28 protein-coding genes and 1 pseudogene are annotated in these 25,298 nt (G+C 73.6%); 9 read left to right on the top strand and 20 right to left on the bottom strand.

Going from position 1 to position 25,298, the window contains the following annotated elements:
* Positions 1-15 precede the first annotated feature (15 nt).
* From AMK26_RS13400 to pqqA, 6 genes are all read right to left on the bottom strand, one after another.
* Positions 16-1,095 (bottom strand): PQQ-dependent sugar dehydrogenase, encoded by a 1,080-nt coding sequence (locus tag AMK26_RS13400; RefSeq protein ID WP_073754847.1) that lies wholly within the window; start codon positions 1,093-1,095, stop codon positions 16-18.
* Positions 1,092-2,183 (bottom strand): pyrroloquinoline quinone biosynthesis protein PqqE, encoded by a 1,092-nt coding sequence (gene pqqE / locus AMK26_RS13405; RefSeq protein WP_073754848.1) that lies wholly within the window; start codon positions 2,181-2,183, stop codon positions 1,092-1,094. The genes AMK26_RS13400 and pqqE overlap by 4 nt, the downstream gene beginning before the upstream one ends.
* Positions 2,180-2,401 (bottom strand): pyrroloquinoline quinone biosynthesis peptide chaperone PqqD, encoded by a 222-nt coding sequence (pqqD, locus tag AMK26_RS13410; protein ID WP_241837936.1) that lies wholly within the window; start codon positions 2,399-2,401, stop codon positions 2,180-2,182. Before pqqD ends, pqqE begins: the two co-directional genes overlap by 4 nt.
* 104 nt (positions 2,402-2,505) lie before the next feature.
* Complete coding sequence (gene pqqC, locus AMK26_RS13415) at positions 2,506-3,195, bottom strand: pyrroloquinoline-quinone synthase PqqC (RefSeq protein ID WP_073754849.1); 690 nt, start codon at positions 3,193-3,195, stop codon at positions 2,506-2,508.
* A complete protein-coding gene (pqqB, locus tag AMK26_RS13420; RefSeq protein ID WP_073754850.1) occupies positions 3,192-4,088 on the bottom strand; it encodes a pyrroloquinoline quinone biosynthesis protein PqqB in 897 nt (298 codons plus the stop codon). The genes pqqC and pqqB overlap by 4 nt, the downstream gene beginning before the upstream one ends.
* Before the next feature lie 11 nt (positions 4,089-4,099).
* Entirely contained in the window at positions 4,100-4,231 is a 132-nt protein-coding gene (gene pqqA / locus AMK26_RS13425; protein ID WP_073754851.1) for a pyrroloquinoline quinone precursor peptide PqqA, read from the bottom strand.
* A gap of 206 nt (positions 4,232-4,437) precedes the next feature.
* On the opposite strand from pqqA, the gene AMK26_RS13430 reads away from it, so the two are divergent.
* A complete protein-coding gene (locus AMK26_RS13430) occupies positions 4,438-5,271 on the top strand; it encodes an aldo/keto reductase (RefSeq protein WP_073754852.1) in 834 nt (277 codons plus the stop codon).
* Positions 5,272-5,367: 96 nt separating this feature from the next.
* On the opposite strand, the gene AMK26_RS13435 is transcribed toward AMK26_RS13430, so the two are convergent.
* Together AMK26_RS13435 and AMK26_RS13440 are read right to left on the bottom strand one after the other, a co-directional pair.
* Complete coding sequence (locus AMK26_RS13435) at positions 5,368-5,838, bottom strand: hypothetical protein (protein ID WP_073754853.1); 471 nt, start codon at positions 5,836-5,838, stop codon at positions 5,368-5,370.
* A 30-nt stretch (positions 5,839-5,868) separates the two neighbouring features.
* Entirely contained in the window at positions 5,869-6,426 is a 558-nt protein-coding gene (locus AMK26_RS13440) for a hypothetical protein (RefSeq protein WP_073754854.1), read from the bottom strand.
* A 130-nt stretch (positions 6,427-6,556) separates the two neighbouring features.
* Here AMK26_RS13440 and AMK26_RS13445 point away from each other — a divergent pair, with 130 nt between their 5' ends.
* Positions 6,557-7,543, top strand: coding sequence for a permease (locus tag AMK26_RS13445; RefSeq protein ID WP_073754855.1), 987 nt, complete (start codon positions 6,557-6,559; stop codon positions 7,541-7,543).
* Positions 7,540-8,304, top strand: a complete 765-nt coding sequence (locus AMK26_RS13450) for a TIGR03943 family putative permease subunit (protein WP_073754856.1) — start codon at positions 7,540-7,542, stop codon at positions 8,302-8,304. Before AMK26_RS13445 ends, AMK26_RS13450 begins: the two co-directional genes overlap by 4 nt.
* Before the next feature lie 49 nt (positions 8,305-8,353).
* Here AMK26_RS13450 and AMK26_RS13455 read toward each other — a convergent pair whose 3' ends face one another.
* The 3 genes and pseudogenes from AMK26_RS13455 to AMK26_RS13465 form a co-directional block, all read right to left on the bottom strand.
* Complete coding sequence (locus AMK26_RS13455) at positions 8,354-9,235, bottom strand: class I SAM-dependent methyltransferase (protein ID WP_073754857.1); 882 nt, start codon at positions 9,233-9,235, stop codon at positions 8,354-8,356.
* 26 nt (positions 9,236-9,261) lie between these two features.
* Positions 9,262-9,861: pseudogene (locus tag AMK26_RS13460) on the bottom strand (helix-turn-helix domain-containing protein); the annotation flags it as partial.
* A gap of 266 nt (positions 9,862-10,127) precedes the next feature.
* Positions 10,128-11,099 (bottom strand): helix-turn-helix transcriptional regulator, encoded by a 972-nt coding sequence (locus tag AMK26_RS13465; RefSeq protein ID WP_073754858.1) that lies wholly within the window; start codon positions 11,097-11,099, stop codon positions 10,128-10,130.
* A gap of 39 nt (positions 11,100-11,138) precedes the next feature.
* Between AMK26_RS13465 and AMK26_RS13470 the strand changes: the two genes are divergently transcribed.
* Together AMK26_RS13470 and AMK26_RS13475 are read left to right on the top strand one after the other, a co-directional pair.
* Complete coding sequence (locus tag AMK26_RS13470) at positions 11,139-11,621, top strand: hypothetical protein (RefSeq protein ID WP_073754859.1); 483 nt, start codon at positions 11,139-11,141, stop codon at positions 11,619-11,621.
* Complete coding sequence (locus AMK26_RS13475) at positions 11,618-12,079, top strand: hypothetical protein (protein WP_241837886.1); 462 nt, start codon at positions 11,618-11,620, stop codon at positions 12,077-12,079. The genes AMK26_RS13470 and AMK26_RS13475 overlap by 4 nt, the downstream gene beginning before the upstream one ends.
* 4 nt (positions 12,080-12,083) lie before the next feature.
* Here the strand turns inward: AMK26_RS13475 and AMK26_RS13480 are convergent, their stop codons facing one another.
* Positions 12,084-12,389, bottom strand: coding sequence for a 4a-hydroxytetrahydrobiopterin dehydratase (locus AMK26_RS13480; RefSeq protein WP_073754860.1), 306 nt, complete (start codon positions 12,387-12,389; stop codon positions 12,084-12,086).
* A 104-nt stretch (positions 12,390-12,493) separates the two neighbouring features.
* On the opposite strand from AMK26_RS13480, the gene AMK26_RS13485 reads away from it, so the two are divergent.
* Positions 12,494-13,291, top strand: a complete 798-nt coding sequence (locus AMK26_RS13485) for a helix-turn-helix domain-containing protein (protein ID WP_073754861.1) — start codon at positions 12,494-12,496, stop codon at positions 13,289-13,291.
* On the opposite strand, the gene AMK26_RS13490 is transcribed toward AMK26_RS13485, so the two are convergent.
* Both AMK26_RS13490 and AMK26_RS13495 read right to left on the bottom strand, forming a co-directional pair.
* Entirely contained in the window at positions 13,288-13,707 is a 420-nt protein-coding gene (locus AMK26_RS13490) for a hypothetical protein (protein WP_073754862.1), read from the bottom strand. The genes AMK26_RS13485 and AMK26_RS13490 overlap by 4 nt on opposite strands.
* A 135-nt stretch (positions 13,708-13,842) precedes the next feature.
* Entirely contained in the window at positions 13,843-14,466 is a 624-nt protein-coding gene (locus AMK26_RS13495) for a histone deacetylase (protein WP_073754863.1), read from the bottom strand.
* 159 nt (positions 14,467-14,625) lie between these two features.
* Between AMK26_RS13495 and tdh the strand changes: the two genes are divergently transcribed.
* From tdh to AMK26_RS13510, 3 genes are read left to right on the top strand one after another with little or no spacing between them, the layout of a single operon-like run.
* Positions 14,626-15,654: an L-threonine 3-dehydrogenase gene (tdh, locus tag AMK26_RS13500; RefSeq protein ID WP_073754864.1), complete on the top strand. Its 1,029-nt coding sequence runs from the start codon at positions 14,626-14,628 to the stop codon at positions 15,652-15,654.
* Positions 15,655-15,679: 25 nt separating this feature from the next.
* Positions 15,680-16,861 carry a glycine C-acetyltransferase gene (locus AMK26_RS13505; RefSeq protein WP_073754865.1) on the top strand — a complete coding sequence of 394 codons (1,182 nt, stop codon included), beginning with the start codon at positions 15,680-15,682 and terminating at the stop codon, positions 16,859-16,861.
* Positions 16,858-17,775, top strand: coding sequence for a LysR family transcriptional regulator (locus tag AMK26_RS13510; protein WP_073754866.1), 918 nt, complete (start codon positions 16,858-16,860; stop codon positions 17,773-17,775). The genes AMK26_RS13505 and AMK26_RS13510 overlap by 4 nt, the downstream gene beginning before the upstream one ends.
* 230 nt (positions 17,776-18,005) lie before the next feature.
* Here AMK26_RS13510 and AMK26_RS38335 read toward each other — a convergent pair whose 3' ends face one another.
* The 6 genes from AMK26_RS38335 to AMK26_RS13535 form a co-directional block, all read right to left on the bottom strand.
* Positions 18,006-18,137, bottom strand: a complete 132-nt coding sequence (locus AMK26_RS38335) for a hypothetical protein (protein ID WP_274536115.1) — start codon at positions 18,135-18,137, stop codon at positions 18,006-18,008.
* A 57-nt stretch (positions 18,138-18,194) separates the two neighbouring features.
* Positions 18,195-18,524 (bottom strand): hypothetical protein, encoded by a 330-nt coding sequence (locus AMK26_RS13515; RefSeq protein ID WP_073754867.1) that lies wholly within the window; start codon positions 18,522-18,524, stop codon positions 18,195-18,197.
* Positions 18,525-18,583: 59 nt separating this feature from the next.
* Entirely contained in the window at positions 18,584-20,386 is a 1,803-nt protein-coding gene (locus AMK26_RS13520) for a vWA domain-containing protein (protein ID WP_073754868.1), read from the bottom strand.
* Positions 20,383-21,444, bottom strand: coding sequence for an ATP-binding protein (locus tag AMK26_RS13525; protein WP_073755484.1), 1,062 nt, complete (start codon positions 21,442-21,444; stop codon positions 20,383-20,385). The genes AMK26_RS13520 and AMK26_RS13525 overlap by 4 nt, the downstream gene beginning before the upstream one ends.
* A 340-nt stretch (positions 21,445-21,784) precedes the next feature.
* Positions 21,785-23,122: an amino acid permease gene (locus tag AMK26_RS13530; protein ID WP_073754869.1), complete on the bottom strand. Its 1,338-nt coding sequence runs from the start codon at positions 23,120-23,122 to the stop codon at positions 21,785-21,787.
* Between the two features lie 66 nt (positions 23,123-23,188).
* Entirely contained in the window at positions 23,189-25,291 is a 2,103-nt protein-coding gene (locus AMK26_RS13535; RefSeq protein ID WP_073754870.1) for a phage holin family protein, read from the bottom strand.
* Positions 25,292-25,298 lie beyond the last annotated feature (7 nt).

Below are 25,298 nucleotides of genomic sequence, written 5' to 3' on the forward strand. Positions count from 1 at the left end.
CGCGCGCCCGTGGTGTCAGCCGATCGTGACCTCGAGGATCCGGTCCGAGCCGGCCGGCTGCCCGCCGTTGCCGTCCGCGTTGGTCGTGGACAGCCACAGGTGCTTGGCGCCCGGCACCGTGGTGACGGTGCGCAGCCTGCCGTACGTCCCCACGTAGTACGCCGTCGCCGTGCCGACCTCCTCGGTGCCGGCGTCGAGAGGGATCCGCCACAGCCGTTGGCCGCGCAGGGACGCCATGTAGACGGCGCCGTCGGCGACGGCGATGCCGCTCGGGGACGCTTCGGCGACGCCCCAGGTCTTCTTCGGGTCGGTCATGCCGGCGACGCCGCAGGTGCCTTCGCAGGCCGGCCAGCCGTAGTTGGCGCCGGGCTTGATGAGGTTGAGCTCGTCGCGGGAGTTCTGGCCGAGTTCCGCCTCCCACAGCCGGCCCCGCTCGTCGAAGGCCAGGCCCTGCGGGTTGCGGTGGCCCAGGCTGTATACGAGGGTGCCGAAGGGGTTGCCGGGGGCGGGCCTGCCGTCCTTGGTCATGCGGAGGATCTTGCCGTTGAGGGAGTTCCTGTCCTGGGCGAGCGAGGTGACCTGGGCGTCGCCGGTCGAGGCGTACAGATACCCGTCGGGGCCGAAGGCGAGCCGTCCGCCGTTGTGGTACCGGGCCTTGCGGATGCCCCGGACGATCGTGGTGTAGCCGGTGAGGGTGGTCCCGTCGTAGGTCATGCGGGCGATGCGGTTGCCCTCGGACGACGTGTGCATGAAGTACACGTGCCTGGTGGTGGCCCAGCCGGGGTCGACGGCGACCCCCATGAGGCCCCCTTCGCCGCCCGTGGTCTGGGAGTTGGGTACGGTGCCGACGCGCGTCCGCGTGCCGGACGGGGTGACCTTGTACACCGTGAAGGTGTCGCGCTCGGTGACGAGGGCGGCGGAGCCGTCGGGCAGCCAAGCGGTGCCCCAGGGGATGGTCCAGCCGGTGGAGAGGGTGGTGACGCCGGTGGGTTCGCTCGCGGGGGCGGTCGCGGCGGAGGACGGCGGTACGAGGCCGGTGAGGAGCGCGGCCGCGCCGAGGGCGGCCGCGAGGAGGGTCCTGCGTGTGGGGGTCATCGGGGTCCTTCCGTGCGGTAGGAGTAGCCGGAGCCGGTGCTCACGGCGGCCGCGTCGACGAGGGCGGTGACGAGTCCGTGGTCGGGGGACTTGCGGCAGGCGGGGTCGGTGCGGGTGGCGTCGCCGGTCAGCGCGTACGCCTGGCAGCGGCAGCCGCCGAAGTCGCTGGTGCGCAGCTCGCAGCTCCGGCACGGTTCGCGCATCCACTCCTCGCCCCGGTACGCGGTGAAGGCCGGGGACTCGCGCCAGATCCAGTCCAGGGCGTGGTCCTTGACGTTCGGCGCGCCGAGCCCCGGCAGGGCGGCGGCGGCCGGGCAGGGCAGGACGGTGCCGTCGGGGTGGACGGTCAGGGACACGGCGCCCCAGCCGCCCATGCAGGGCTTGGCGGTGCCGTCCACGTAGTCGGGTGCGACCCACACCAGGTCCAGGCGCCCGGCCAGCCGCTCCCGCCACCGTGCGACGGCCTCCCGTGCCCGGGCCACCTGCGCCCGGTCGGGCAGGAGGGCGGCGCGGTTGCGCAGCGCCCAGCCGTAGAACTGGGTGTTGGCCAGCTCGACGCGCTCCGCGCCCCAGGTGAGGGCGAGGTGGACGAGGTCGTCGAGCGCGTCCAGGTTGGCGCGGTGCAGGACCACGTTGACGCCGAGCGGGAGGTCCGCCTCCCGTACGAGGCGGGCGGCGCGCTCCTTGGCGGTGAACGCCCTGGCTCCCGCGATTCGTTCGGCGGCGGCCGGGTCGGTGTGCTGAACGGACAGCTGGACGCTGCGCAGCCCGGCCGCCACCAGGCCGCGCAGCCGCTGCGCGGTGAGTCCGACGCCGCTGGTGACGAGCTGGGTGTGGATGCCGGCGCCGTCGGCGGCGGCCACGATGGCGTCCAGGTCGCGGCGCAGCAGGGGTTCGCCGCCCGACAGGTGGGTCTGGACGACACCGAGAGCGGCGGCCTGCCGGAAGACGCCCGCCCACTCGCCGGCCGTCAACTCCGCCGAGCGGGCGACCAGTTCGAGGGGGTTGGAGCAGTAGGCGCAGCGCAACGGGCAGCCGTGGGTGAGTTCGGCGAGCAGCGCCCACGGCGGTGGGGGCGGCGGTGTCATGTGAGCCAGCCCTCCGCGCGCAGCCTCCCGAGGAAGTCGGGCACCTCCTCGGCGACGGGCGCGCCCGGGTGGCGGGCCTGGAGCGCGGCCACGATGCCGTCGACGTCCCGCGCGCCGTCGCAGAGCCGCAGGACGGACCCGGCGTTGCCGTGCAGGACGACGACCCGTTCGGGCAGGACGAGCAGGTCGGTGCCGCGGACGTGGTCGTGCCGGAGCATCACGGACCGGTGCAGCGCCGGCCGCCACGTACCGCTGCCGCCGCCCGGGCCGCTGCCGGCGCTCAGGCCGCTGCCGCTGTCGGCGCTCAGGCCGCTGTCGGCGCTCATGACCTGCCTCCGGCCTCGACGGCGTCGAGCAGCGACCACAGCACGTCGCACTTGAAGGCGAGCGCGGCCACGGCCCGCTCCTGCTCCTCGCGGGTGCGCGCCCAGTCCAGGACCAGGGTGAGCGCCTCGGCGCTGTCGCGGCCGCCCTGCCCGATCCGGTCGCGGAAGTAGGCCAGCCCGTCCGCGTCGATCCACGGGTAGTGGGTCTCGAACGCCTCGATGCGGGTGCGCATGAGGGTGGGCGCGGACAGTTCGGTGAGGGAGGCGGCGACGGCTTCGAGGCGGGGGCGCAGCCGGCAGAAGTTGACATAGCCGTCGACGGCGAGCCGTACGCCGGGCAGCACCCCGTCGCCCGACGTGAGGCGGGCGCGGTCGATGCCGGCGGCCTCGCCGAGCCGCAGCCACCGCTCGATGCCTCCCTGGCCGTCCTTCTCGCCGTCGTGGTCCTGGATGCGCCGCAGCCAGGCGCGGCGCAGCGCGGGCGTGTCCAGCTTGGCGAGGACGAGGGCGTCCTTGACGGGGATGTGGCGCTGGTAGTGGAACCGGTTGAGGATCCAGCGGCGCAGTTCGGCGGGGGTGAGGGTGCCGTCGTGCATGCGGACGTTGAAGGGGTGACGGTCGTGGTAGCGGTCGGTGGCGACGGCGCGCAGCCGCGCCGTGAACTCCTCCCGGCTCCAGGTGCTCACAGCTCGATCACCATCCGGTCGGCGGCGACGTGCAGGCCCCGTGCGGCGAGCAGCGCGTGCTGCGGGGCGTGGGGATCGGCGAGGGGGTTGGTGTTGTTGAGGTGGGTGTAGAGGCAGCGGGCGGGCAGGGCGGCGAGCCGGTGGGCGGTGCCGCCCGGTCCGTCGATGGGCAGGTGCCCCATGGCGGTGGCGGACCTGGTGGAGAACCCGCTGCGTACGGGTTCGTCGTCGTCCCAGAACGTGCCGTCGACGATGACGCAGTCGGCGTCCTCGGCGGCGTACTGGAACTCCTCGGTCCAGGCGGCGAGCGCGGGTGCGTAGAGGAGGGTCCCGCCGGTGGTCGTGTCGCGCAGCCGGAGGGCGACGACCCAGGTGGGGTCGTCGGGGCCGTTGTCCGTGGCGTACCGGGGCCGTTTGGCGGAGACGGGCACGGCGTCGATCTCGATCGTCCCGCCCGCGGTGAGCGGCTGCGGCTTGGTGCTGAGCTCTCGCCATTCGATACGGGTGTAGGGGGCGAGGGTGTCTCCGAGGCGGAGGTGGTCGAGGAGCGCGGTGCGTACGGGTGGGGTGGCGAGGATCTCGAAGCCGTCGGCCTCGCGGAGGCGGGCGATGCCGAGCGTGTGGTCGAGTTCCGCGTCGGTGAGGACCACGCCGGCGAGGGGCGTGTCCCGGGGGCCGGGCCCCGGCCACAGCTCGCGGGCGGCCTCGATCTGTTCGCCGAGGTCAGGGGTGGCGTTGACGACGTACCAGCAGCCCTCGTCGGCGCGGAGGGCGAGCGAGGCGTGACGGCGGCGCCGCTCCGGGTGGGCGCGTGCCCCGGCGCAGCCGGGACACGCGCAGTTCCACTGGGGCAGCCCGCCGCCCGCCGCGGTGCCGAGCACCTGCAGCAGCATGGCGGCGGGGTCTACCGGTCGGCGAGGAAGTAGGCGGTGACTTCGAGGGCGGTCTCGACGACCGTGTACTCGGGGGTCTGCCAGAGGACCGACGCGGCGGCCCTCTCCTCGGCGTTCTCGTGGGATGCGAACGATTCCTGCATGGCCGGACCTGCTTTCCTGAGAGGTGGGGGTTCAGGAGTGCCGAACGCGGCTATTCAACCGTTCAGATGGGCGCATCGCGTTCAGCGACGTGCAATAGAGTCGCGCGTTTGATGGGACGCGGTCAATGCCGCGTCCCGGGAACACGTTCCAGGATGTGATCGTTGTCCCTGGGAGTACCAACCGACGACGTTAGGATCGACCGCTCGTGAGCAAGGTCCCTTCCCTCACCCTCCACAACGGCGTCTCGATGCCGCAGCTCGGCTTCGGTGTCTGGCAGGTGCCCGACGACGAGGCGGCGAAGGCGGTGGGCACGGCCCTGGAGGCCGGATACCGCAGCATCGACACCGCAGCGATCTACGAGAACGAGAAGGGCACCGGCGAGGCCATCGCCGCCTCCGGTATCGCCCGTGACGAGCTCTTCGTCACCACCAAGCTCTGGAACAGCGAGCAGGGCCACGACTCGACGCTGCGCGCGTTCGACGCCTCGCTGGCCAAGCTCGGCCTCGACTACGTCGACCTCTACCTGATCCACTGGCCGCTGCCCTCGAAGGACCTGTACGTCGACACGTACAAGGCGCTGGAGAAGATCTACGCGGACGGCCGCGCCAGGGCGATCGGCGTCTCCAACTTCCTGCCCGAGCACCTGGAGCGCCTCCTCGGCGAGACCTCCGTCGTACCCGCGCTCAACCAGATCGAGCTCCACCCGCAGCTCCAGCAGGCCGAGTCCCGGGCGTTCCACGCCCGCCACGGCATCCTGACCGAGGCCTGGTCGCCGCTCGGCCAGGGCAAGGGCCTGCTGGAGGTGCCGACGATCGTCGCGGTGGCCCGGAAGCACGGCCGTACCCCCGCCCAGGTGGTGCTCCGCTGGCACCTCCAGCTCGGCACCGTCGTGATCCCCAAGTCCGTGACCCCCTCCCGGATCCGGGAGAACATCGACGTCTTCGACTTCGAGCTGGACGCCGACGACCTGGCGGCCCTCGCCGCCCTCGACGAAGGCAAGCGCCTGGGCCCGGACCCGGCCACGTTCGACTACAGCTGAGCCTCACGTACGGCTGAGCCCCACGGCTCACGGGAACGGCGCGGGCCGCGTGTGGTGCGGCCGCGCCGTCCGCGCCGTGCGGGGCGTGCGTACGGGTCAGGTGGTCAGCAGGCGGTTGAAGAACGACCGGTACTGGCGGAGCGCCTTGCGGAGGTCCTCGGTGTCCACGTCCTCGCCGCGGTTCCACTGACCCTCCAGGTCCTTCTTGTGGTCGGCGAAGGTCGAGGCCAGTTGCCGCATGACGTCCGCGACGAGGGCGTCGGCCTTGTGCACGGCCTCGCGGGGGTCGTCGACGAACTGGGTCTGGACGTCCTGCCAGCGGGTCCGGAAGTCCTCCTCGTCCTCCTCGGCCAGGAGCCGCGGTGTCTCGTCCTCGTCGTGTTCCGCCGGGACGGCCACCTCCGGGGCCGTGGGCGGGGCCGATCCGGCCGGCTCCGCGGTGCTCTCCATCGGGAAGGCGGGGGCGTCCGGCCGCTCCCCGGTGGCTTCGCCCGCGCCGCCCGGCTGGGCGATGTCCTCGGTGGACAGGCCGCTCTCGCCGGGTCCTGGTATGTCCTCGCGTTGCATGTCTCCTCCTCCGCCGTGGTCGGCGCCGGGTCAGGCCGGGGCGCGGTGGGACTGGCCCCCGTCGGACAGCAGCTCGTCGAAGAGGGCGCGGTAGTGCACCATGGCTCCGCGCAGCTGCTCGGTCGTGGCCTGGTGCTTCATGCTCAGCCTGTTGACCTCGTGCGCGGCACGGTAGTGCTCGATCGTGCGGCCGTGCTCGACCGACAGGTCCTTCAGCCGCTGGTCGAGGTCCTCGGTCGGGTAGCCGCGTTCCCGCATCAGGGAGGTCACCAGGAGGTCCGCGTCCTGCACGGCGTCCTCCGGGCGGTCCACGAATTCTCCCTGCACGTCGGCCCAGTCCCGGGTGTAGCGGTCCCGCGCCTCACCCGGCAGCGGCCTGATGTCCAGCTCGTCGTGGCGTTTCTCGCGTGCGCTCAGATCGCGCTCGGCGGCGAGCCGGCTTCCGGTGTCCTCGACCGTCCTTTCGTACTCCGGTCCGAACCGCTCACGCAGGCGCCGGCTGCGGAAGCCGAGAAAGGCGACCACGGCCAGAGCGGCCAGGATCACCGCGACGGGAATGATGATCGCCAGGAGCGTCCCTGTCGACATGGGACCGACCCCCTCACATCGTGTCCGATATGCCCCATTCAGGGTATCGCTGACCCCTGACCAGGGGAACGGCCGGGGGCGAGTAGGGTGAAATGATTGTCATTCGCCGCTGCGGATAAGGTGTGGCTCCATGAACCCAGCCGCACCCGCGCGGGAGCGCGCGCCCGGCGCGATACCGCCGTCCGTCGCCGTCACCGGAGCCGTATCGCTGCTGCTGATCGCCGCGCTCGCCCTGCCCGTGCTGAACCACCCGGGCTTCCGGGCGTGGCAGACCATATGTGTGGCGCTCACCGTGCAGGCGCTGCCGTTCCTGCTGTTCGGCACCGTTGTCTCCGGGGCCGTCAACGCCTTCGTACCGGCACGGGTGTTCAGCCGGGCGCTGCCCCGCAACCCCGCGCTGGCCGTGCCCGTCGCCGGTGCCGCCGGTGTGGTCCTGCCGGGCTGCGAGTGCGCCTCCGTGCCGGTCGCGGGGAGCCTGATCCGGCGCGGGGTCACCCCGGCCGCCGCGTTCGCGTTCCTGCTGTCCGCGCCGGCGGTCAACCCCGTCGTGCTGGTCTCGACCGCCGTCGCGTTTCCCGGACAGCCCGGGATGGTCGCCGCCCGGCTCGTCGCATCGCTCGCGACGGCGGCCACCATGGGCTGGCTGTGGCTGAAGTGGGGCCGGGCGGAATGGCTGAAGATGCCCGCGCGCCACACCGGCCACCGGGCCGGGCACAGCCGCTGGGAGGAGTTCCGGGTCGGGTTCCAGCACGACTTCCTGCACGCGGGCGGCTTCCTCGTCGTCGGCGCGATGGCGGCGGCCACCTTCAACGTGCTCGTCCCCCGCTCCGTACTGGACGTCTTCGCCGACTCCCCCTGGCTGTCCGTGCTGTTCCTCGCCGCGCTCGCCATCGTGCTCGCCGTCTGCTCGGAGGCCGACGCATTCGTCGCCGCGTCGCTCACCGGCTTCTCCCCCACCGCGCGGCTGACGTTCATGGTGGTGGGGCCGATGGTCGACGTGAAGCTGATCGCCCTTCAGGCCGGGACGTTCGGGCGGGCCTTCGCGGTGCGCTTCTCGGCGGCGACCGCGGTGGTGGCCGTGGCGTGTGCGTGCCTGACCGCCTGGTGGCTGCTGTGAGACGGCACATCCAGGCGGCCCTGCTGCTGCTCACCGGCTCCGCCGTCCTGCACATCTCGCTGCTGAGCCAGGTCTATCTGCGGTACGTGAAGGAGGGCTTGCGGCCCTTCCTGATCGCGTCCGCCGTGCTGCTGCTCGCGCTGGGCCTCATCAGTGCCGTACGGGACGGGCTGCCGTTCGCGCCACGGCGCCCGGACGACGAGCCCCTGGACGACGGACACGGACACGGCCACGGGGACGGCGGGCCGCGCGTCGCCTGGGTCCTCTTCCTGCCCGTGCTCGCCCTGCTGCTGTACGCCCCGCCCGCGCTCGGCTCGTACACCGCGGCGCGCGAGACCGACAACCTGATCGCCCCGGTGTCGGAGTTCCGTCCGCTCCCGGACGCCGACCCGGCCCCGCTCGCCCTGTCCGGGTTCATCGCGCGCGTCCAGCAGGACCGCGACCGGAGCCTGGCCGGGCGTACGGTCCTGATGACCGGGTTCGTCACGCCCGCGAACCCGCGCGCCAAGGACGGCACCTGGTACCTGACCCGGCTCGTGGTCAGCTGCTGCGCGGCCGACTCCCAGTCGCTGCGCATCCGCGTGTACGGCAGGCCCGCGCCCTCCGCCGACACCTGGGTGACCGTGACGGGCACGTGGCACCCCGGCGGCGGCGGTGAGCTCGGGACGGCGACGGCCGCGGTGGCGCTCGACGCCCGGACGGTGGAGCGGGTGCCCGAGCCGGTCAGCCCGTACCAGGACACCCCGCCGCCGCCGCCCTGATGACGGGTCGGCCCGTCCCGGACACCACGCCCCCGCTGCCCTGAGGGGCTCAGCCCCGGCGGGCCGTGTGCACCGTGCGGGCCGTCAGCAGGAACACGTCCGGCCGGTGGTGCAGGCTCTGCGGGTCGGCCGGGTCCAGCAGCCGGTCGAGCGTGGCCACGTCCTCGGGCGCGAGGCGCTCGCCCAGCCCGTCGCGGTAGCGGGCGAAGACGGTCACGATCTGCTGCCGTACGGCGTCGGTGACGGGGGCCGGCATGTCGTGGAGGAAGGTGCGGGTGCCGCTCGGCACGAGGCCCGCGCCGGACAGCAGGGCCCGCCAGTCGTCCACGTCCTCCTTGGCGCCGGGCAGCCCCGCCCGCATCTCGGCGAACCAGTCGGCGTGCACCGCGTCGATGCGGGCCTCCAGGCCCGGCCGGCCGATGCCGAAGTTGTGCGGCAGGCGCCGCGTGGGCAGCCCGCCCTCGACGACCGCCAGCAGGCCACCGGGGCGCAAGCGGCCCGCCAGCTCCGCGACGGCGCCGCGCTGGTCGCCCAGGTGGTGCAGGGAGTCGGCCGCCCAGATCAGGTCGGCGCGGCCCAGCCCGGCGATGCCGCCCGGCAGGTCGGCATGGTGCGTGGTGACCCGGTCGCCGAGGGACGCGGCACGGGCGCGCTCCCGGGTGCGCTCCAGGAGCTCGGGCGTGGCGTCGACGGCGACGACCTCGGCGTACGGGAACGCTTCGGCGAGCAGGCAGGACAGCACGCCCGGCCCGCTGCCGATGTCGAGGATCCGGCGCACTCCGGCCGCCGGTGCCAGCTCGCCGAGCCAGGCCGCGGCCTGCCGGTACAGCGGGCCCTGGAGCTCCGCGCCCTGTTCCAGCAGCGGCAGCATCTCGTTCCAGTCCATGTGGGTGTCATCGTGGTCGTGGTGACCGTGGTGGTGTCGGCTCATGCGGACAGGGTGGCGGCGCGGTGCCGTCATGGCGAGCTTTGTTGCTGCTTCGGCAACAGGTGGCGTCGCCTCGCGCGGTGCTCCCGCGGGCCGACTCCCCGGACCCGCTTGAACGCCGCGCTTAGCGCGAACGAGCCGCTGTAGCCCACCTGCCGGGCCACCGACTCGACCGTGGCGTCCGTGGTGCGCAGCAGGTCGGCGGCGAGGGCGAGCCGCCAGCCCGTCAGGTACGTCATCGGCGGCTCCCCCACCAGGTCGGTGAAGCGGCGCGCCAGCCCGGCCCGCGACACGCCGGCCTCGGCGGCGAGCGAGGCGACCGTCCAGGGACGCGCCGGGTCGTTCTGCATCAACCGCAGCGCGGCGCCGACCACCGGGTCGCCCATGGCCCGGTACCAGCCCGGTGCCGCCGCCTCGGGGCGGGAGAACCAGGCGCGCAGGGCGGCGATCAGCAGCAGGTCCAGGATCCGGTCGAGGACGACGCTCTGGCCCGGCTCGTCCCGGCCGATCTCCTCCTCCCTCACCGGCATGACGGGGCAGTTCCCCTGCTCGGCGGTCAGGTGCAGCAGCGGCGGCAGGGCGTCCAGGAGGCGGCGGCCGACCTCGCTGTCCATCCGGTACGTACCCACACGGCCGGCCGCCGCCCTCCGGGACGGACAGCGGCTCCGTGCGCGGCACCGCGTCGAGGCCGGCCGGCGAGAGCAGCGGGCCGGCTGGGGCGGCCGGAAACCGGCCCGGCACCAGGATCGTCCGCGCTGCCCGGCGCGCTGGGGCGACCTCCTCCGGGCCGGCGCGCGGACCGCTGCGGAGGTGCCCGGCGCACCGTCCCGGAACGCGGCGGCGGCCGAGGCGTTCCGGGCGGACCCGCCGGCAGCCCGCCATGGGAAACGACGTCCTACGCGCCGGCCGCGTACCGTTCCGCCACTGCCCGGGCCGTCTCGGCGAGGCGGGTGCGCAGTTCGTCCGGTGCGAGGACCTCCACGTCCGTGCCGAGCGCCAGGAACTGGTCGTGGGCGTGGTCCGGCGACTCGACGGGGAGCACGGCGCGCGTCCACCCGTCCGGCTCGTCGGTGCCGGTCGTGGCGGCGGCCCGGGCGGCGGCGCCCGTCAGGCGGGCCACACCCCGGGGCGAGAGGCGGACGAGGGCCTCGCCCCGGTGCAGGCGGGCGTGGAAGTCGCGCTGGTGCGCCTGCCAGTACGCGGACAGATCGAAGTCGTCCGGTACGTCGAACTCCTCGCCCGTGACCGTGAGTTCCAGGATCTGGTCCACCCGGTACGTACGCGGCCCGGAGCCGCCTGGCCGTGCCGCCACGACGTACCAGCGGCCCGCCTTGAGCACCAGGCCGTACGGTTCCAGGCGGCGGCCGACGTCGGTCGGCTCCGTCCAGCGGCGGTAGCGGACGGCGAGGACCCTGCCGCGCCAGACCGCCTCCGCGACGGCCGGCAGGAACGGTACGGCGTCGTCCTCCGCGTACCACCCGGGCGCGTCCAGGTGGAACCTGCGGCTCATCCGGTCGGCCTGCGCCCGTAGTCCGGGCGGCAGGGCGGCGCGCAGCTTGAGCCGGGCGCCCGCGAGGGCGGGGCCGAGCCCGAGGTCGGCCGCCGGGCCGGGGAGCGCGGTCAGGAACAGCGCCTCGGCCTCACCGGCGGACAGGCCGGTCAGCCGGGTGCGGAAGCCGGCGAGCAGTTCGTAGCCGCCGCGGTGCCCGGCGTCCCCGTACAGCGGGACGCCCGCGGTGTGCAGTGCCTCGACGTCCCGGTAGACGGTGCGGACGGAGACCTCCAGCTCGGCGGCGAGCTGGGCGGCGGTCATGCGGCCCCGGGTCTGGAGGAGGAGCAGGATCGACAGCAGCCGGCTGGACTTCACTGACACAGGGTGTCAGTGAACCGCTCGTACCGTCCAGCCATGCCTTTCGCAGAGAAGTACCTCTTCGTCCCGCCGCCGGTCGAGGCCGGCGGCCGCCGCGTCAAGCGCTACCACGTCACCGCCGACCCGTCCGGCATCGCACCGGACGTGGAGAAGGCCGCGTACGCGCTGCTGCCCGGCCTGCTCCCGGAGCCGGACGGGACTCCCCCGGCGTCGTTCAGCGTCCTGCACCGCGGCGGGGACGACGGCGCGTACCTCAACACCTACACCTGGGTGTGGGACAACGTCCTGCACTGCGCCATCGCCGTGGCGGGGCAGCCGTCGCTGGGCTGCCCGGACCGGGATCCCACGCATTTCGTACGCCTGGACAAGCCGTGGATCGGCTGCGTCTGGGAGCTTCCGCCGCTCGCGCACGAACGGGACGCGTGGGTACGGCACATGCTCGCGCCGGACCGCCCCGACCTCGACGCGTACATGGCCGACTCGCTCCCCGAGGGCACGACGGGCGGCACGCGCGCGTGAACGGCTTCGACTTCCTCGAAGGCCGCTGGAACGTCCACAACCGCATGCTCGCCGACTTCCTCGACCCAGGCAGCGGGTGGGAGGAGTTCGACGGCCACACCACCGGACATCTCCACTGGAGCGGCGCCGCCCACGTCGACGAGGTCGTCTTCCCCTCGAAGGGGTTTTGCGGCCTGACCGTGCGGCTGTACGAGCCGGAGACCGGTGAGTGGACGCTCAACTGGGCCGACAGCCGCACGGGCCGCCTCGAACCGCCCGTACGAGGCCGCTTCGACGCGGACGGTACGGGGCGGTTCCACGGCGACGACCACTACGCGGGGCGGGCCGTCCGGGTCCGCTTCCTGTGGTCGGGCATCACGGCCACCACGGCGCGGTGGGAGCAGGCCTTCTCGGTGGACGGTGAGGAGACCGAGGAGACCTGGGTGACGAACCGGGTGATGACCTTCACGCGCGCGTAGACCGTCAGTTCGCGCCGTGGACGGGCGCGATCTCCTCGACGCGGGCGGCGAGGGAGAAGTCCTTCTCCGTGATCGCGCCGCCCGCGTCGTGGGTGTTCACGGTGAGGTTGACCGTGTTGTAGCCGAGGGTGAGGTCGGAGTGGTGGTTCAGCTCCTCCTGGATCCGGGCGACGTGGACGACCATCGCGGTGGCGGCGAAGTGCGTGCCCAGGCGGTAGGTGCGGGCGATCCGGTCGCCCTCCTGGGACCAGCCGGGCAGTTCGCGCAGCCGGTCCTCGATCTCCTTCTGCGACAGCGGCTCAGTGGGCATGTCCCGTGCTCCCTCCGGGTCGGTACGGGCGATGACGACGTGACCGTGACGATACGGTCCGACGGCACCGGTCCGTGGTCAACACGTGGGTTACCGTCTGCGGTATGACAACTGTCGTGTCCGGTACCGGAGTAGGGCCGCTGCTGCGCGGCTGGCGTGAGCGCCGGCGGCTGAGCCAGCTGGAGCTGGCGCTGCGCGCCGACTCGTCGGCCCGTCACATCTCGTTCATCGAGACGGGCCGGTCCCGTCCGAGCGAGGATATGGTCCTGCGCCTGGCCGAGCACCTGGACGTGCCGGTGCGGGAGCGCAACGCCCTGCTGCTGGCGGCGGGTTACGCCCCCCGGTACGCCGAGACGTCGCTGGACGACCCGTCTCTGGGCACGCTGCGGGCGGGTATCGAGCAGTTGCTGGCCGGGTACGACCCGTATCCGGCGCTCGTCGTCGACGGCTCGTACACGGTGGTGGCCGCGAACCGGGGCATCTCGTTGCTGCTGGACGGGCTGCCCGAGCACCTGCTGACGCCGCCGCTGAACGCCATGCGCGTCACCCTGCACCCGGAGGGCCTGGCGCCCAGGATCCGCAACCTGCGCGAGTGGCGCGGGCACCTGCTGGCCCAGATGCAGCGGCAGATCGCGCTGGCCCGCTCCGAGCCGCTGCGGCGGCTGTACGAGGAGGTCGCGGCGTATCCGCTGCCGGAGACGGCCGGCGACCGGGACGACCGCGAGGAGCCGGCCCCGTACTTCGCACTGCCGATGCGGATCGAGCACGACGGTCAGGTGCTGTCCTTCGTGTCGTCGATCTCGACGTTCAACACACCGATGGACGTGACGGTCGCCGAGCTGGCCATCGAGACGTTCCTCCCGGCCGACCCGGCGACGGTCACGTACCTCCAGTCGCTCTAGCGGGTCACCGTGGCACGCAGGGCGGACCACTGGAGGGCGGCGAAACCGGCCACCGTCGCCGCCTGCACCGGGATCCACAGGGCGCCCGCGGTGCTGGGCGACAGCCAGGCGACGAGCGCGACGACGCTCAGGGCCGCCCAGGCGACATTGGCGTCGACGACCAGCTTGACGGCCGTGGCGGTCGGCCGCGGCCGGGAGGCGAGGTGGCCGACGCCGGCGGCGAACGCGGTGAGGAACAGGCCGAGTTCCAGCAGGAGCGTCGCGTCGACCCCGAGGAGCCGCCCGAGCGGCGCCGAGGCGAGGACGTACGCCAGCCCGTTGGCCCCGGTCACCACGGCGTCGAGGGCGAGGAAGCGGCGCAGCATGGTCTGCGGCTCGGTGGTGCGGGAGATGCCGGCGAGCAGGGCCTGGGACATGGCGGATCAGCCTCCATCGAGGTCGTACGGGCTGGGTCCCGGATCCCGGTGGGAGTGCGCCCCTCGGGATCCGGTACCGCAACCATGCCGGGCGGGCCGGGGGCGGGTCGATTACCGCCGGGGTAATGCGGCAGGTCAGGGCGCGATCAGGTGCCGGATCCGCCGCTCGGTCCAGTGGCCCGCCGCGCCCGGGCAGGAGGCCAGGTAGGCGGCGACGGTGTCCGCGTCCCACGCGCCCGCCGCGAGGAGGCCGGCGGCGAGGTGGCGGAGGTAGTCGGCGGAGGGGCTGTTCCACGCGACGTCGTGCATGCGCCACGGAGCGGTGAAGGTCAGCATGGGCAGCCCGTCGAGGGTCGCGGGGCGGACGAGGGTCTCGTAGCGGCCGTCGCCCAGGACCGCCCGGCCGTCGCGCAGCACCTCGGTCAGGTCGAGGTCGGTGTCCGGGCCGGGCTCGCGGTACATCTCCTGGGCGGCGATGTCCGAGAACTGCCCGGCCGTGATCCGGTACGCCCGGGCCAGGACGCGGCCCTCGGCGTGCGGGTCGTAGAACGCCCGGCCGCCGGTCCACACCGGGGACTCGGTGGCGAAGTACACGGCGCCTGGCAGCTCCACCGGGACGGACGCGGCCGGCAGGCGCCGGTCGCGGCAGCCGGGGTAGGCGCGGGCCGCGCCCGGGGGCGTACCGCCGACGATGTAGTACGCCAGGCGGTCGGTGTGCGTGTTGGAGCCGTAGGACGTGTACCAGACCTCCGTCGTCATGCGTCGAACGTAGCGGGCGTGGCGCGTGAAGCTGCGCTGTTGACCCGCTTAAGAAAACCTCGATGGACGCGGCGGGCGCGGGTGGGCAGATTGGTGCGCGTTCACGATCTCCACCCGAGCACGATCTCCACCCGAGACTTCCCGCCTGGAGCCGCACCCATGAAGGCACTCGTCAAGCACAAGGCCGAGCCCGGCCTCTGGCTCATGGACGTCCCGGAGCCCGTGACCGGGCCCGGCGACGTGCTGATCCGGGTGCTGCGCACCGGCATCTGCGGTACGGATCTGCACATCCGCTCCTGGGACGGCTGGGCGCGGCAGACGGTGTCGACGCCGCTGGTACTGGGGCACGAGTTCGTCGGCGAGGTGGCGCACGTCGGCGCCGACGTCACGGACATCGCGGTCGGCGACCTGGTCAGCGGCGAGGGCCACCTGGTGTGCGGCAAGTGCCGCAACTGTCTCGCGGGCCGCCGCCATCTGTGCCGGGCCACGGTCGGGCTCGGGGTCGGGCGGGACGGGGCGTTCGCGGAGTACGTGGCGCTGCCCGCGTCCAACGTGTGGGTGCACCGGACGAAGGTGGACCTGGACGTCGCCGCGATCTTCGACCCGTTCGGCAACGCCGTGCACACCGCGCTGTCCTTCCCGCTCGTCGGCGAGGACGTCCTGATCACGGGCGCGGGCCCGATCGGGATCATGGCGGCGGCGGTCGCGCGGCACGCCGGCGCCCGCAATGTGGTGATCACCGATGTGAGCGAGTCCCGGCTGGAGCTGGCCCGCAAGGTCGGCGCGACGCTCGCGGTCAATGTCGCCGAGACCGGCATCGCGGCGGCGCAGCGGCAGCTGGGGCTGCGGGAGGGCTTCGACATCGGCCTGGAGATGTCCGGCCGGCCGGAGGCCATGCGGGACATGGTCGCGAACATGACGCACGGCGGCCGGATCGCGATGCTGGGTCTGCCCGCCGAGGAGTTCGCCGTCGACTGGTCGAAGATCGTCACCTCGATGATCACGGTCAAGGGCATCTACGGCCGGGAGATGTTCGAGACGTGGTACGCGATGACCGTGCTGCTGGAGGGCGGCCTCGACCTCAGCCCGGTGATCACCGGCAGCTACGGCTACCAGGACTTCGACGCCGCGTTCGACGAGGCGGCCACCGCCCGCAGCGGCAAGATCATCCTCGACTGGACCGCCTGATCCCCTCCCCTAGGAGCTTTCGCTTATGTACGCGTCCGTCCGCGACGAGCTGCGCACCACCCTCGACGAGATCCGTGACGCCGGTCTCTACAAGCCGGAGCGGGTCATCGGCACCCCGCAGAGCGCGACCGTGTCCGTCCCCTCCGGCGAGGTGCTGAACTTCTGCGCCAACAACTACCTGGGCCTCGCCGACCACCCCGAGGTCGTCGCCGCCGCCAAGGAGGCGCTGGACCGCTGGGGCTACGGCATGGCGTCCGTACGCTTCATCTGCGGGACGCAGGACGTCCACAAGGAGCTGGAGCGGCGGCTGTCGGCGTTCCTGGGGCAGGAGGACACGATCCTGTACTCCTCCTGCTTCGACGCCAACGGCGGTGTCTTCGAGACGCTCCTCGGCCCCGAGGACGCGGTGATCTCCGACGCCCTCAACCACGCCTCCATCATCGACGGCATCCGGCTGTCCAAGGCGCGCCGCCACCGGTACGCCAACCGGGACATGGCCGACCTGGAGAAGCAGCTCAAGGACACGCAGGACGCCCGGCGCCGCCTGATCGTCACCGACGGCGTGTTCTCGATGGACGGGTACGTGGCGCCGCTGCCCGAGATCTGCGACCTCGCCGACCGGTACGACGCGATGGTGATGGTCGACGACTCCCACGCGGTCGGGTTCGTCGGCCCGGGCGGGCGCGGCACCCCCGAGCTGCACGGTGTGATGGACCGGGTCGACATCATCACCGGCACGCTCGGCAAGGCGCTGGGCGGCGCGTCCGGCGGGTATGTGGCGGCGCGCGCGGAGATCGTCGAGCTGCTGCGCCAGCGTTCGCGCCCGTACCTCTTCTCCAACTCCCTCGCGCCGGTGATCGCCGCCGCGTCGCTGAAGGTCCTGGACCTGCTGGAGACCGCCGGTGAGCTGCGGGAGCGGCTGGACGCCAACACGAAGCTGTTCCGTACGAGGATGACGGAGGCGGGCTTCGAGATCCTGCCCGGCGACCACCCGATCGCCCCGGTGATGATCGGCGACGCGGCCGAGGCCGGCCGGATGGCGGAGCTGCTGCTGGAGCGGGGCGTGTACGTGATCGGCTTCTCGTACCCGGTCGTCCCGATGGGCCAGGCCCGGATCCGGGTGCAGCTGTCGGCGGCGCACTCGACGGCGGACGTGGAGCGGGCGGTGGCGGCGTTCACCGACGCGCGCGCGACAATGGCGGGGTGATCGACCCCCGGCGGCTGCGCATCCTGCGGGCCGCGGCGGACCACCGTACGGTGACCGCCGCGGCCGCGGCCCTGTACCTGACCCCGTCCGCCGTCTCGCAGCAGCTCGCCGCGCTGGAGCAGGAGACGGGGCACGTGCTGCTGACCCGCAGCGGCAAGGGCGTACGGCTCACCGCGGCCGGCGAGATCCTGCTGGAGCACGCCAACGAGGTGCTGGCGCAGCTGGAGCGGGCGGAGGCGGAGCTCGCGGCGTACGCGGGCGGTGCGGCCGGCGAGGTGACGGTCGCCGCGTTCGCGACCGGCATCGCGGAAGTGCTCGCCCCCGCGATCGGACGGCTGGCTTCCGCCCACCCCGGCATCCGGGTGCGGGTGCGGGACGCGGAGGGCGACGAGTCGCTGCCGCTGGTCCTGGACGGCGAGGCGGACGTGGCGGTCGCCGTGGAGTACCGGGGCGCGCCACGGGAGGGCGACCGGCGCCTCGCCCGCGTGCCGCTGTACGCGGAGCCGTTCGACGCGGTGCTGCACGCGGGACATCCGCTGGGGCAGGAACCGGAGGTGGCGCTGGCGTCGCTGGCGGAGGCCGACTGGATCGCCCCGTACCCCGGCAACCCGTGCCACGACATGGTCCTCCTCGCCTGCGAGCTGGCCGGCTTCGACCCGCGGCTGGTGCACTCCTCGGACGACTTCCGCGCGGTGGTCGCCCTGGCGGGCGCGGGCGCGGGCGTCGCGCTGGTGCCGCGCTCCGCCCTGCGGGGCATCGAACTGAAGGACGTGGTGGTCCGCCCGGTGGCGGGGCCGGCGGCGTTCCGGCGCGTGTTCGCGGCGGTGCGGCGGGGTGCGGAGGACCACCCGCTGATCCGGCCGGTGCTGGACGCGCTGGCGGGGGCGGCGCGGGGGGTGTCGAGCGGGGGCTGACGCCCCCACGCCCCGTTGGGCACGGTCCCCGGGCGCCCGGCGCCCCCGGGCCCCGGCCGAGCGCGGCAGCTTCGCGCCGGGCGCTTGCCCGTCCGCCGCGACGAGCGGCTGCCTTATCCCTCGCCCCCGCCGCGACCTGCGGCTGCTGCGTACGGCGGAGGCACGGCCGCGTCGGCGGACGGGCGCCCGGTGTGGCGGGGTCCGTCCCGGGACGGGTTGGCGGGGCGGGGTCAGTGGTCGTCCTCCTCGGGGGTCTGGGGGGTCGGGTCCGGGGTGGTGGGGGGTGCCGGGTCGGGGTCGGCGGAGCGGGTGGCTTCGGCGCGGATCAGGGCGTTCAGGGCCGCGAAGGGGTCGATGGGCATGGTGGGGCTCCCGGTTCGGTGGGTGGTCGGCCTGCGGTGGGCTGTGGGGCGTACCGCTCAGCACCGCAGGACCACGCACCGGAGGGGGCGGACGGGCGGGTGGCCGGCCGGGGGCGGGGTCGCGGGGCGGGAGGACGCCGGCGGGCCGGCCGGGTGGTGGGCCGGGGGGTGGACGGCGCGCCGGTGGCGGCGGTCCGCGCGGTGCGGGGCGGCCGCCTCCGCCTCCGTCAGGTCCGGGTCGGGCGCGGCCGAGGCGGCCGGGCGGGGCTCGGCGCCCATGGCCGGTCCGGTCCCGGCCGCGACGCCCAGCAGGGCGGCCAGCACCAGGAGGGCGACCAGCACGGCCCGGCGTACGGCGGCGACGGCGAACCCGGTCATGCTGGTCATGGGCGTTCCTTTGCCCGTGACCGGACACGGTGTGCCCGTTCAGCGCGAGAACCGCCCGTTCAGCGGAGGCGGAAGACCGGGCCCCGCGCCGTGAAGGGCAGCGATCCGCCCTCCGGGATCACGTAGGCGTGCTCGCGGCGGACGCGGAGCGTGTCGCAGTACCCGTCGGTGATGATCAGCAGCGGTGCCGTGGGCGGGAAGTCCTCGGCGCGCTGGAGGAGGTCGACACCCGGCTGGAGGACCGTGCCGCCACGGCCCCGGACCCGTACCCGCCCGGCGATTTCCGTGGCGGGCAGGTAGCCCACGTCGTGGGGTGCCGCGTCGCAGAAGACGACGCGCGCCGCCGGTACGTCCCGGGCCTCGGCGTACGAGGCGATCGCGCCGAGCGCCTTGCCGAGCAGGCGCCGGTCCATGGAGCCGGACGTGTCGAGGACGACGCCGAACGTGCACCGCGCGACCTCCTCGGGCGGGAAGTACCGCCCGGCGCGCGGGATGTCCGGCGTGGACGCCTGGCGGCGGGCCGGCCGCGCATAGCTGCGCACCGGCTCGGGGCGGGGCACGAACTCGTCGAACCAGCGCGCCAGTCGCGCGTCCCACGGCACCGGCGGGTGCGCCAGCGCCCGGATCTCCTCGACGAGTCCGGCCGGCAGCAGCCCGCGCTCCCCGCTGACGTGCAGGTCGAAACCCTGGACCAGGCCGCGCCGGTAGAACTCGTCCAGGTCGACGTAGTCCTGGGGGCGCCCGCCGAGCGGTTCGCCCAGGATGTCGCCGGTGCCCTTGCCGCGAAGGGTCGCCAGGCGCCGCATCCGGCGGGCGTCGGTGACGATCCGGTCGTACACCTCCTCCGCGGACAGGCCCTTGATGTCAGGGTCGTACAGCAGCCCCTCGGGCATGGTGCCGACGCCCATCTCGACGAGCCAGCCGTTGATGACGTAGTCGGCGGCGACGTTGAAGAGGTACGGGTCCCGGGCGCCGCGCCGGTCGCCGTGGCGCAGTGCGGCGTGGAGCATCTCGTGGGCGAGGACGAACCGCCACTCCTCGTCCTCGTACTGCCGCAGCGGGTTGAGGTAGATCTCGCCGAGCGTGGCGTCGACGGCGGCGATCGCGATGCCGTGGGCGCGGGCGAGTTCGGCGTCGGCGACCAGCTTCATGCCGGAGGCGATGCCGCCGAGCAGCGGGTAGGAGGAGATGAACCAGCTCAGCGCCCGGTCCCAGGGCTGCTTCGGCCGGATCTCACCGGTGAGCGCGTCGCGCCGGCCGCCCGCGACGTCCATCGCGGCGGACACGGTACGGGTCAGGGCGTGCCCGAAGGTGAGCTGCCAGTCCGGGGCGGTGCGCCAGGCGGGCCACGCCACGAGGATCTGGTCCGCCGCGTCGCCCGCCGTGCCGCCGTGTTCGTACGGGGCGGGGACGCCGTCACGCCGCCAGCGGGCGGCGAGCTGCTCCTCGTCGCCGTCGGGGTACGAGGCGGGGAGGTGCTCGGGGGGGTAGCCGACGGGGAACGTGAGCAGGAAGCGGTTGACGACGGCGCAGCGGGCGGCGAGGTCGTAGTGGTCGGGCTGCGGACGGCGTTCGTCCTGGTGGGCGGGGGCGTGGCCGAAGCCCAGGTGGAGCAGGCAGTGGGCCAGGGCCCAGGCCCACTGGGCGGGTTCGGCGCGGCGGTCGGGGTGGACGTGGACCGTGCCGTTGGAGTCGACGACGGCGAGGCCGTGGCGCGGGGCCTTCTCACAGTCGCGGCTGCGGCAGATGTCCGCCTCCAGCGCGGCGAGCGCGGGGTTGCGCTTGACGATGGCGAGCCCGGCGAGGAAGGCCTCGGCGGCCGGGTCGTTGCGCTTCTTCTTGGCGGGCCGCGCAGGGGTCATCGGCGGGCCTCGACGAGGCGCGGCATGTCCCGGGCGGCCTCGACGAGGAACCAGGCGGGCAGCACGGGCTGTCCGTCGGCGTCGTCGGCGATGACGGTCTGGGCGACCTCGACGGAGATCTCGGCGAGCTGGACGAGCAGCGACTTGGCGCGGTGGGCGGCCTGCCGGAGAGCGGGTGAGATCTCGCTCTTCACCGGCGGGAGTTCCTTGATGAGGCGGCCGCGGAAGGCGTCGGCGAGGTAGTAGAGCAGGTCGCGGTCCTCGATGCGGTTCGGCCAGGACGCGTCGCCCTTGATGATGGCGTCGATGCCGTACGCGTGCCGCACGATCTTGGCGTACCCGCAGAAGGAGACGGCGTGCGCGGGCGTGAGGGTGCCGTGCGCGACGATCTTCAGCGTCTCCTCGTCGAGCGTCGGCCCGAAGGAGTGCAGCGCGTCGGAGAGCATGTGCCAGGAGCGGGGCGTGGAGAACGGCTCCTCGGTCTTGGGCGGTTGCGACCAGAGGTGGTCGGGCCGGTCGGTGAGGTAGTCGGTGACCCAGGGGTGGATGCCGTTCTCGCCCGCCCACACCAGCCAGTCGGCGGCGGAGGCTCGCAGGTGGACGTGCGTGAGGCGGTTGACGAGCGCGGAGGCGATGGGGCGGGCCAGCGCGTTGTCGGTGGCGCGGTTGCCGGCGCCGATGACGATGGAGCCGGGGGGCAGTTCGTAGTTCCCGATGCGCCGGTCGAGGATGAGCGAGTAGAACGCCTTCTGTACGTCGGGGGTGGCGGCGTTCAGCTCGTCGAGGAACAGGCAGTACGGCTCGTCACGCGCGATGGCCTCCGGCGGGCAGAACACGGACTTGCCGTCCCGGATCTGCGGGACGCCGATGAGGTCCTCGGGCGCCAGCTGGGTGCCCAGCAGGCTGACGCACTCCAGGCCGAGGGACTCGGCGAAGTTCCGTACGAGGGACGACTTGCCGATGCCGGGCGCGCCCCAGAGGAAGACGGGGCGTACGGTCGCGAGGCCGAGCAGCAGCTCGGGGATCCGGGCGGGCGTGACGGTGACGGCGGCCTGCAGTGTGAACTCCGGGGGATGCGAGGAGGTCCGGTGCGCCCGGACTGTCGATGCCCGAACGGATGTCGGGCTCGCCCAGTCTGAGCGCACATCACCATCCGGCGCAGCCCATTTTCCGCGGAGGCGGTTGTTGTCGGCGCCTGGCGCGGGGGCGGCGCGGAGGCCGGCGAACCCGTTGTGGGCAGTCGTTCCGCGGGACGTTGGGGGTCCCCCTGCTCGACGGGGCGGTGCCTGTTCTCGGTGCCCCCGGGGCGGCGCCCTCTCCCCGGTGCGCCACGGGGCGGCGCCCCGGCGGCGGCCGCCACGGCCCCGCCCCGCTGGTGCTCCGGGTGCGGGCCGTGCGCTACGCGCGCTGCTTGCGCGCCGACATCCAGGCGTAGACCAGTACGCCCGCGAAGAGGAACAGCACGCCCTGGTAGACCGCCGCGTAACCGGAGCCGGCGACCAGCCACATGGAGAAGGCGAAGGCGATCAGGGAGAGGACCGCGTCGCGGACGAGGCGGGGGCGGTGGACGCGCGAGGACCGGCCGGAGGCGAGGAAGTAGATCTGCGCGGCCGTCGACAGCAGGTAGGGCACCGTGGCGGTGAAGGTGGTGACGAGGACGAGGATCTCGAAGACGCCCTCGGAGCCGGCCGTGTAGTTGTAGACGGTCAGCAGGGAGGCGAGGACGACGGTGACGAGGACGCCGTACGTGGGGACGCCGCCCCGCTTGTGGGTGAACATCTGCGGGAAGAGGCCGTCCTTGGCCGCCGCGTACGGGGTCTGGGCACTCAGCAGCGTCCAGCCGTTGAGGGCGCCGACCATGGAGACGAGGGCCATGCAAGCGACGGCGGTGCCGCCCCAGGAGCCCCCGAACATGGTGTTGACGGCGGCGGAGAAGGGCGCGCTGGACTCGACGAGCCGGTCATGGGCGACGAGCCCGAAGACGGAGAGGGTGCCCAGCAGGTAGATGACGGCGGCGCCGAGCGTGCCGAGGATGGTGGCGCGGCCGACGTTGCGCTGCGGGTCGCGCACCTCGCCGGCGCTGACGGCGGCGGACTCCACGCCCAGGTAGCTGAAGAGCAGGATGGCGGCGGACGCGGAGACCGCGCCGACGGCGCCGGAGTCGCTCGCCTGGAAGGGGCCGAGGTTGGCGGAGTCGAAGAAGAACAGGCCGCCGACGGCCACCAGGAGGAGGGGGACGAACTTGAGGACCGTGGCGACGAGTTGGACGGCGCCGACGTAGCGCGTACCGGCGAGGTTCGCGAGGGCGGGCAGCCACTGGAGGGCCAGCGCCGCCGCGATCGTCGCGGCCTTGGACTCGTGGACGGGGACGAGGACGTCGAGGTAGCCGACGGCGGCGACGGCCAGCGCCGCGTTGGAGACCCAGGTGGTGATCCAGTACGACCAGGCGGCGAGGAATCCGGCGAAGTCGCCGAAGGCCTCGCGGGCGTAGACGTAGGGGCCGCCGGTGAGGGGGTGCCGCTGAGCGAGGCGGCCGAAGACGAGCGCGAGGGCGAGGGCGCCTACGGTGAGGACGGCGAAGGCGACGAGGCTGATGGTGCCGTAGGGGGCGACGGAGGCGGGGAGGAGGAAGATCCCGCCGCCGATGATGTTGCCCATGACCAGGGCGGTCGCGATGGGCAGTCCGAAGCTGCGGGCGTGCTTCGAGCGCTCGTCGGGGGTGGGGTCGGTGATCATGGGGGGTGGTGCGCCTTTCGCCGTACAAACCCGAACATGTTCGGGTACGGCGAACGCTGCACCAAATCAGCCGTGTTTGTCCGGCGAGACGCGGTCGGCAACCGGAAATGCTTCTTCCGGTCGGGGACGGGACGGGGATTCCTCAAGGGGCACCTGTGGGCCCTCGGTCTCGCGCAGCCAGCGCCGCAGCACCCGGTGGACCGCCTCCGCGCCGATCAGCCGGCTGCCGTCCGCGACCGGCGCGGACAGGGTGCGCGGGGAGAGCAGGAACGCCTCCGACTGCTCGCCGCCCAGCCCGCCGTGGGAACCGATCTGCTCCTCGAAGGCGTGCACGGTGCCGGTTTCCGGGTCGTACATGGAGTTCACCATGATGTCCGCGACGTGCGGGAAGGAGTCGGTGCGCCGGACGGCGTCGGCGGTGCCCGGGCCGTAGGGGGCGAGCGGGCCGTCGTCGGTGAGGTCGTCGACGGGGACTTCGAGCCCGTCCGGGCCGAGCACCACCGAGCCGTGTTCCTCGCTGCGTACGAGCAGGAAGCCGATGCCCGGGTGGTTCGCGAGGGTGCGCAGCAGGGCGGGGTGGCGGCGTTCGATCTCCTCGCGGGACATGCGGTGGGGCACGTCCGGGAAGGAGATCAGGCCCAGGTTGCCGGAGGCCAGCACGATCGGGCCGGAGGCGCGGCCCGGCCGCTCCTCGCGGCCCTCCTCCACCGGCAGGTGCACCGCGCTGCGCAGCGCGCCGCGTGCCTCGGCGCCGCTCGGGGTGTGGTGCGCGCGGCGCGGTACGGGCAGCCCGCAGCCGGCCCGGACCAGGTCGCGCAGGGTGAGGCCGTACGCGGACTCGAAGGTCTCGCCCGGGCTCTGGCCGTGATCGGAGAGCAGCACGATCCGGTAGGGACGCGGGGCGTGGTCGGCGACCTTGGCGATCAGGGCGATGGACCGGTCGAGCCGTTCCAGGACCTTCGCCGCGTCGCGGCTGCGGGGACCGGAGTGGTGCGCCACTTCGTCGTACGCGACGAGGTCGGCGTACACGGCGGTGCGGCCGGCGAGCATGTCGCCCATGACGGCGGCGACGACCACGTCCCGCTCGACGACGGTCGCGAAGGCCCGGATGAAGGGGTACAGCCCGCCGCGGCCGACCCGTGGGGTCTCCTGCCGGAGGCGGGACCGGGTGGACTGGCCGATCTCCCGGCCGACCTCGGCGACGAACGAGATGGCGGTACGGACGGCGTTGGCGGGGTCCCGGAAGTACGCGACGTACCCGGCCCGGGAGCGGTTGCGGCGGCCCCGGCGCGCGGAGACCGACAGCACGAGGGCGAGCTGGTCGGCGCCGCCGCTGAAGAGGTTGCCGCGGCTCGCGCCGTCCAGGGTGAGCAGCCCGCCGTCGCCGGTGCGCGCGATGGCGCGGCGCTGGAGCTCGACGGCGCTGGCGGGCCGGTTGCTGACCATGAGCCGGCCGGCGTCCTTCTCGTACCAGCGGAAGGCGGGTACGTCGTGGTTGGTGCCGTGCAGGATGGCGAGCTGGCTGGCGCCGGTCTGGCTGGACCAGTCGGTGCGCCAGGGGGTGAGGCGGTGGGTGGAGCCCAGCCAGGCCGCGACGGTCGGCATGATCCCGTCGGCGACGGCGTCGCGCAGCACTTGGTGCCCGACGCCGTCGAGCTGGAGGAACACCGTGCCGGGCGGGCTGCCGGGGCCGGGCGCCGGGGGCCTGGAGTGCCGCCGGCCGGCGAGCCGGTACAGGCGGCGCCGGTAGGCGTTGTCGTCGCGTACGGCCAGGGCGGTGGACGTGGCGGACGCGACGGCCGACATGACGGCGGCGACCACGACGGCGTTCTCCGGGTCGGCCTCGCCGCGCCCGTCGGGGATGAGCCAGAGGGCGACCAGCAGCAGCGAGCCGTTGAGGAAGAAGGCGAGGAGCCCGAGGACGAGGGCGGGCACGAGCAGCAGGGCGCGGACGACCAGCGGCCACACCAGCGCGCTCAGCAGGCCGAACGCCCCCGCGCCCCAGGCGGCGGTGACGGCGGTGCGGGTGATGCTGTCGCCGTCGTCGGACTGGAGCTGGAAGTCGGGCAGGAGGCCCGCGAGCGCCAGCATGGTGACGGTCGACACCGCCCACACCACGACGATCCGCAGCAGGGCACCGCCCGCCGTACGCCATCGCGCTGTGACCACGCCGCTC

This window comes from Streptomyces sp. CB03234 (assembly GCF_001905885.1).
Taxonomy (GTDB): domain Bacteria; phylum Actinomycetota; class Actinomycetes; order Streptomycetales; family Streptomycetaceae; genus Streptomyces.

What these genes read in the sequence shown, in the direction of transcription:
- AMK26_RS13400 (WP_073754847.1), bottom strand. Translation starts at nt 1,095, where the DNA reads ATGACCCCCACACGCAGGACCCTCCTCGCGGCCGCCCTCGGCGCGGCC.
- pqqE (WP_073754848.1), bottom strand. Translation starts at nt 2,183, where the DNA reads ATGACACCGCCGCCCCCACCGCCGTGGGCGCTGCTCGCCGAACTCACC.
- pqqD (WP_241837936.1), bottom strand. Translation starts at nt 2,401, where the DNA reads ATGCTCCGGCACGACCACGTCCGCGGCACCGACCTGCTCGTCCTGCCC.
- pqqB (WP_073754850.1), bottom strand. Translation starts at nt 4,088, where the DNA reads ATGCTGCTGCAGGTGCTCGGCACCGCGGCGGGCGGCGGGCTGCCCCAG.
- pqqA (WP_073754851.1), bottom strand. Translation starts at nt 4,231, where the DNA reads ATGCAGGAATCGTTCGCATCCCACGAGAACGCCGAGGAGAGGGCCGCC.
- AMK26_RS13435 (WP_073754853.1), bottom strand. Translation starts at nt 5,838, where the DNA reads ATGCAACGCGAGGACATACCAGGACCCGGCGAGAGCGGCCTGTCCACC.
- AMK26_RS13440 (WP_073754854.1), bottom strand. Translation starts at nt 6,426, where the DNA reads ATGTCGACAGGGACGCTCCTGGCGATCATCATTCCCGTCGCGGTGATC.
- AMK26_RS13445 (WP_073754855.1), top strand. Translation starts at nt 6,557, where the DNA reads ATGAACCCAGCCGCACCCGCGCGGGAGCGCGCGCCCGGCGCGATACCG.
- AMK26_RS13455 (WP_073754857.1), bottom strand. Translation starts at nt 9,235, where the DNA reads ATGAGCCGACACCACCACGGTCACCACGACCACGATGACACCCACATG.
- AMK26_RS13470 (WP_073754859.1), top strand. Translation starts at nt 11,139, where the DNA reads ATGCCTTTCGCAGAGAAGTACCTCTTCGTCCCGCCGCCGGTCGAGGCC.
- AMK26_RS13480 (WP_073754860.1), bottom strand. Translation starts at nt 12,389, where the DNA reads ATGCCCACTGAGCCGCTGTCGCAGAAGGAGATCGAGGACCGGCTGCGC.
- AMK26_RS13485 (WP_073754861.1), top strand. Translation starts at nt 12,494, where the DNA reads ATGACAACTGTCGTGTCCGGTACCGGAGTAGGGCCGCTGCTGCGCGGC.
- AMK26_RS13490 (WP_073754862.1), bottom strand. Translation starts at nt 13,707, where the DNA reads ATGTCCCAGGCCCTGCTCGCCGGCATCTCCCGCACCACCGAGCCGCAG.
- AMK26_RS13495 (WP_073754863.1), bottom strand. Translation starts at nt 14,466, where the DNA reads ATGACGACGGAGGTCTGGTACACGTCCTACGGCTCCAACACGCACACC.
- tdh (WP_073754864.1), top strand. Translation starts at nt 14,626, where the DNA reads ATGAAGGCACTCGTCAAGCACAAGGCCGAGCCCGGCCTCTGGCTCATG.
- AMK26_RS13505 (WP_073754865.1), top strand. Translation starts at nt 15,680, where the DNA reads ATGTACGCGTCCGTCCGCGACGAGCTGCGCACCACCCTCGACGAGATC.
- AMK26_RS38335 (WP_274536115.1), bottom strand. Translation starts at nt 18,137, where the DNA reads ATGCCCATCGACCCCTTCGCGGCCCTGAACGCCCTGATCCGCGCCGAA.
- AMK26_RS13515 (WP_073754867.1), bottom strand. Translation starts at nt 18,524, where the DNA reads ATGACCAGCATGACCGGGTTCGCCGTCGCCGCCGTACGCCGGGCCGTG.
- AMK26_RS13520 (WP_073754868.1), bottom strand. Translation starts at nt 20,386, where the DNA reads ATGACCCCTGCGCGGCCCGCCAAGAAGAAGCGCAACGACCCGGCCGCC.
- AMK26_RS13530 (WP_073754869.1), bottom strand. Translation starts at nt 23,122, where the DNA reads ATGATCACCGACCCCACCCCCGACGAGCGCTCGAAGCACGCCCGCAGC.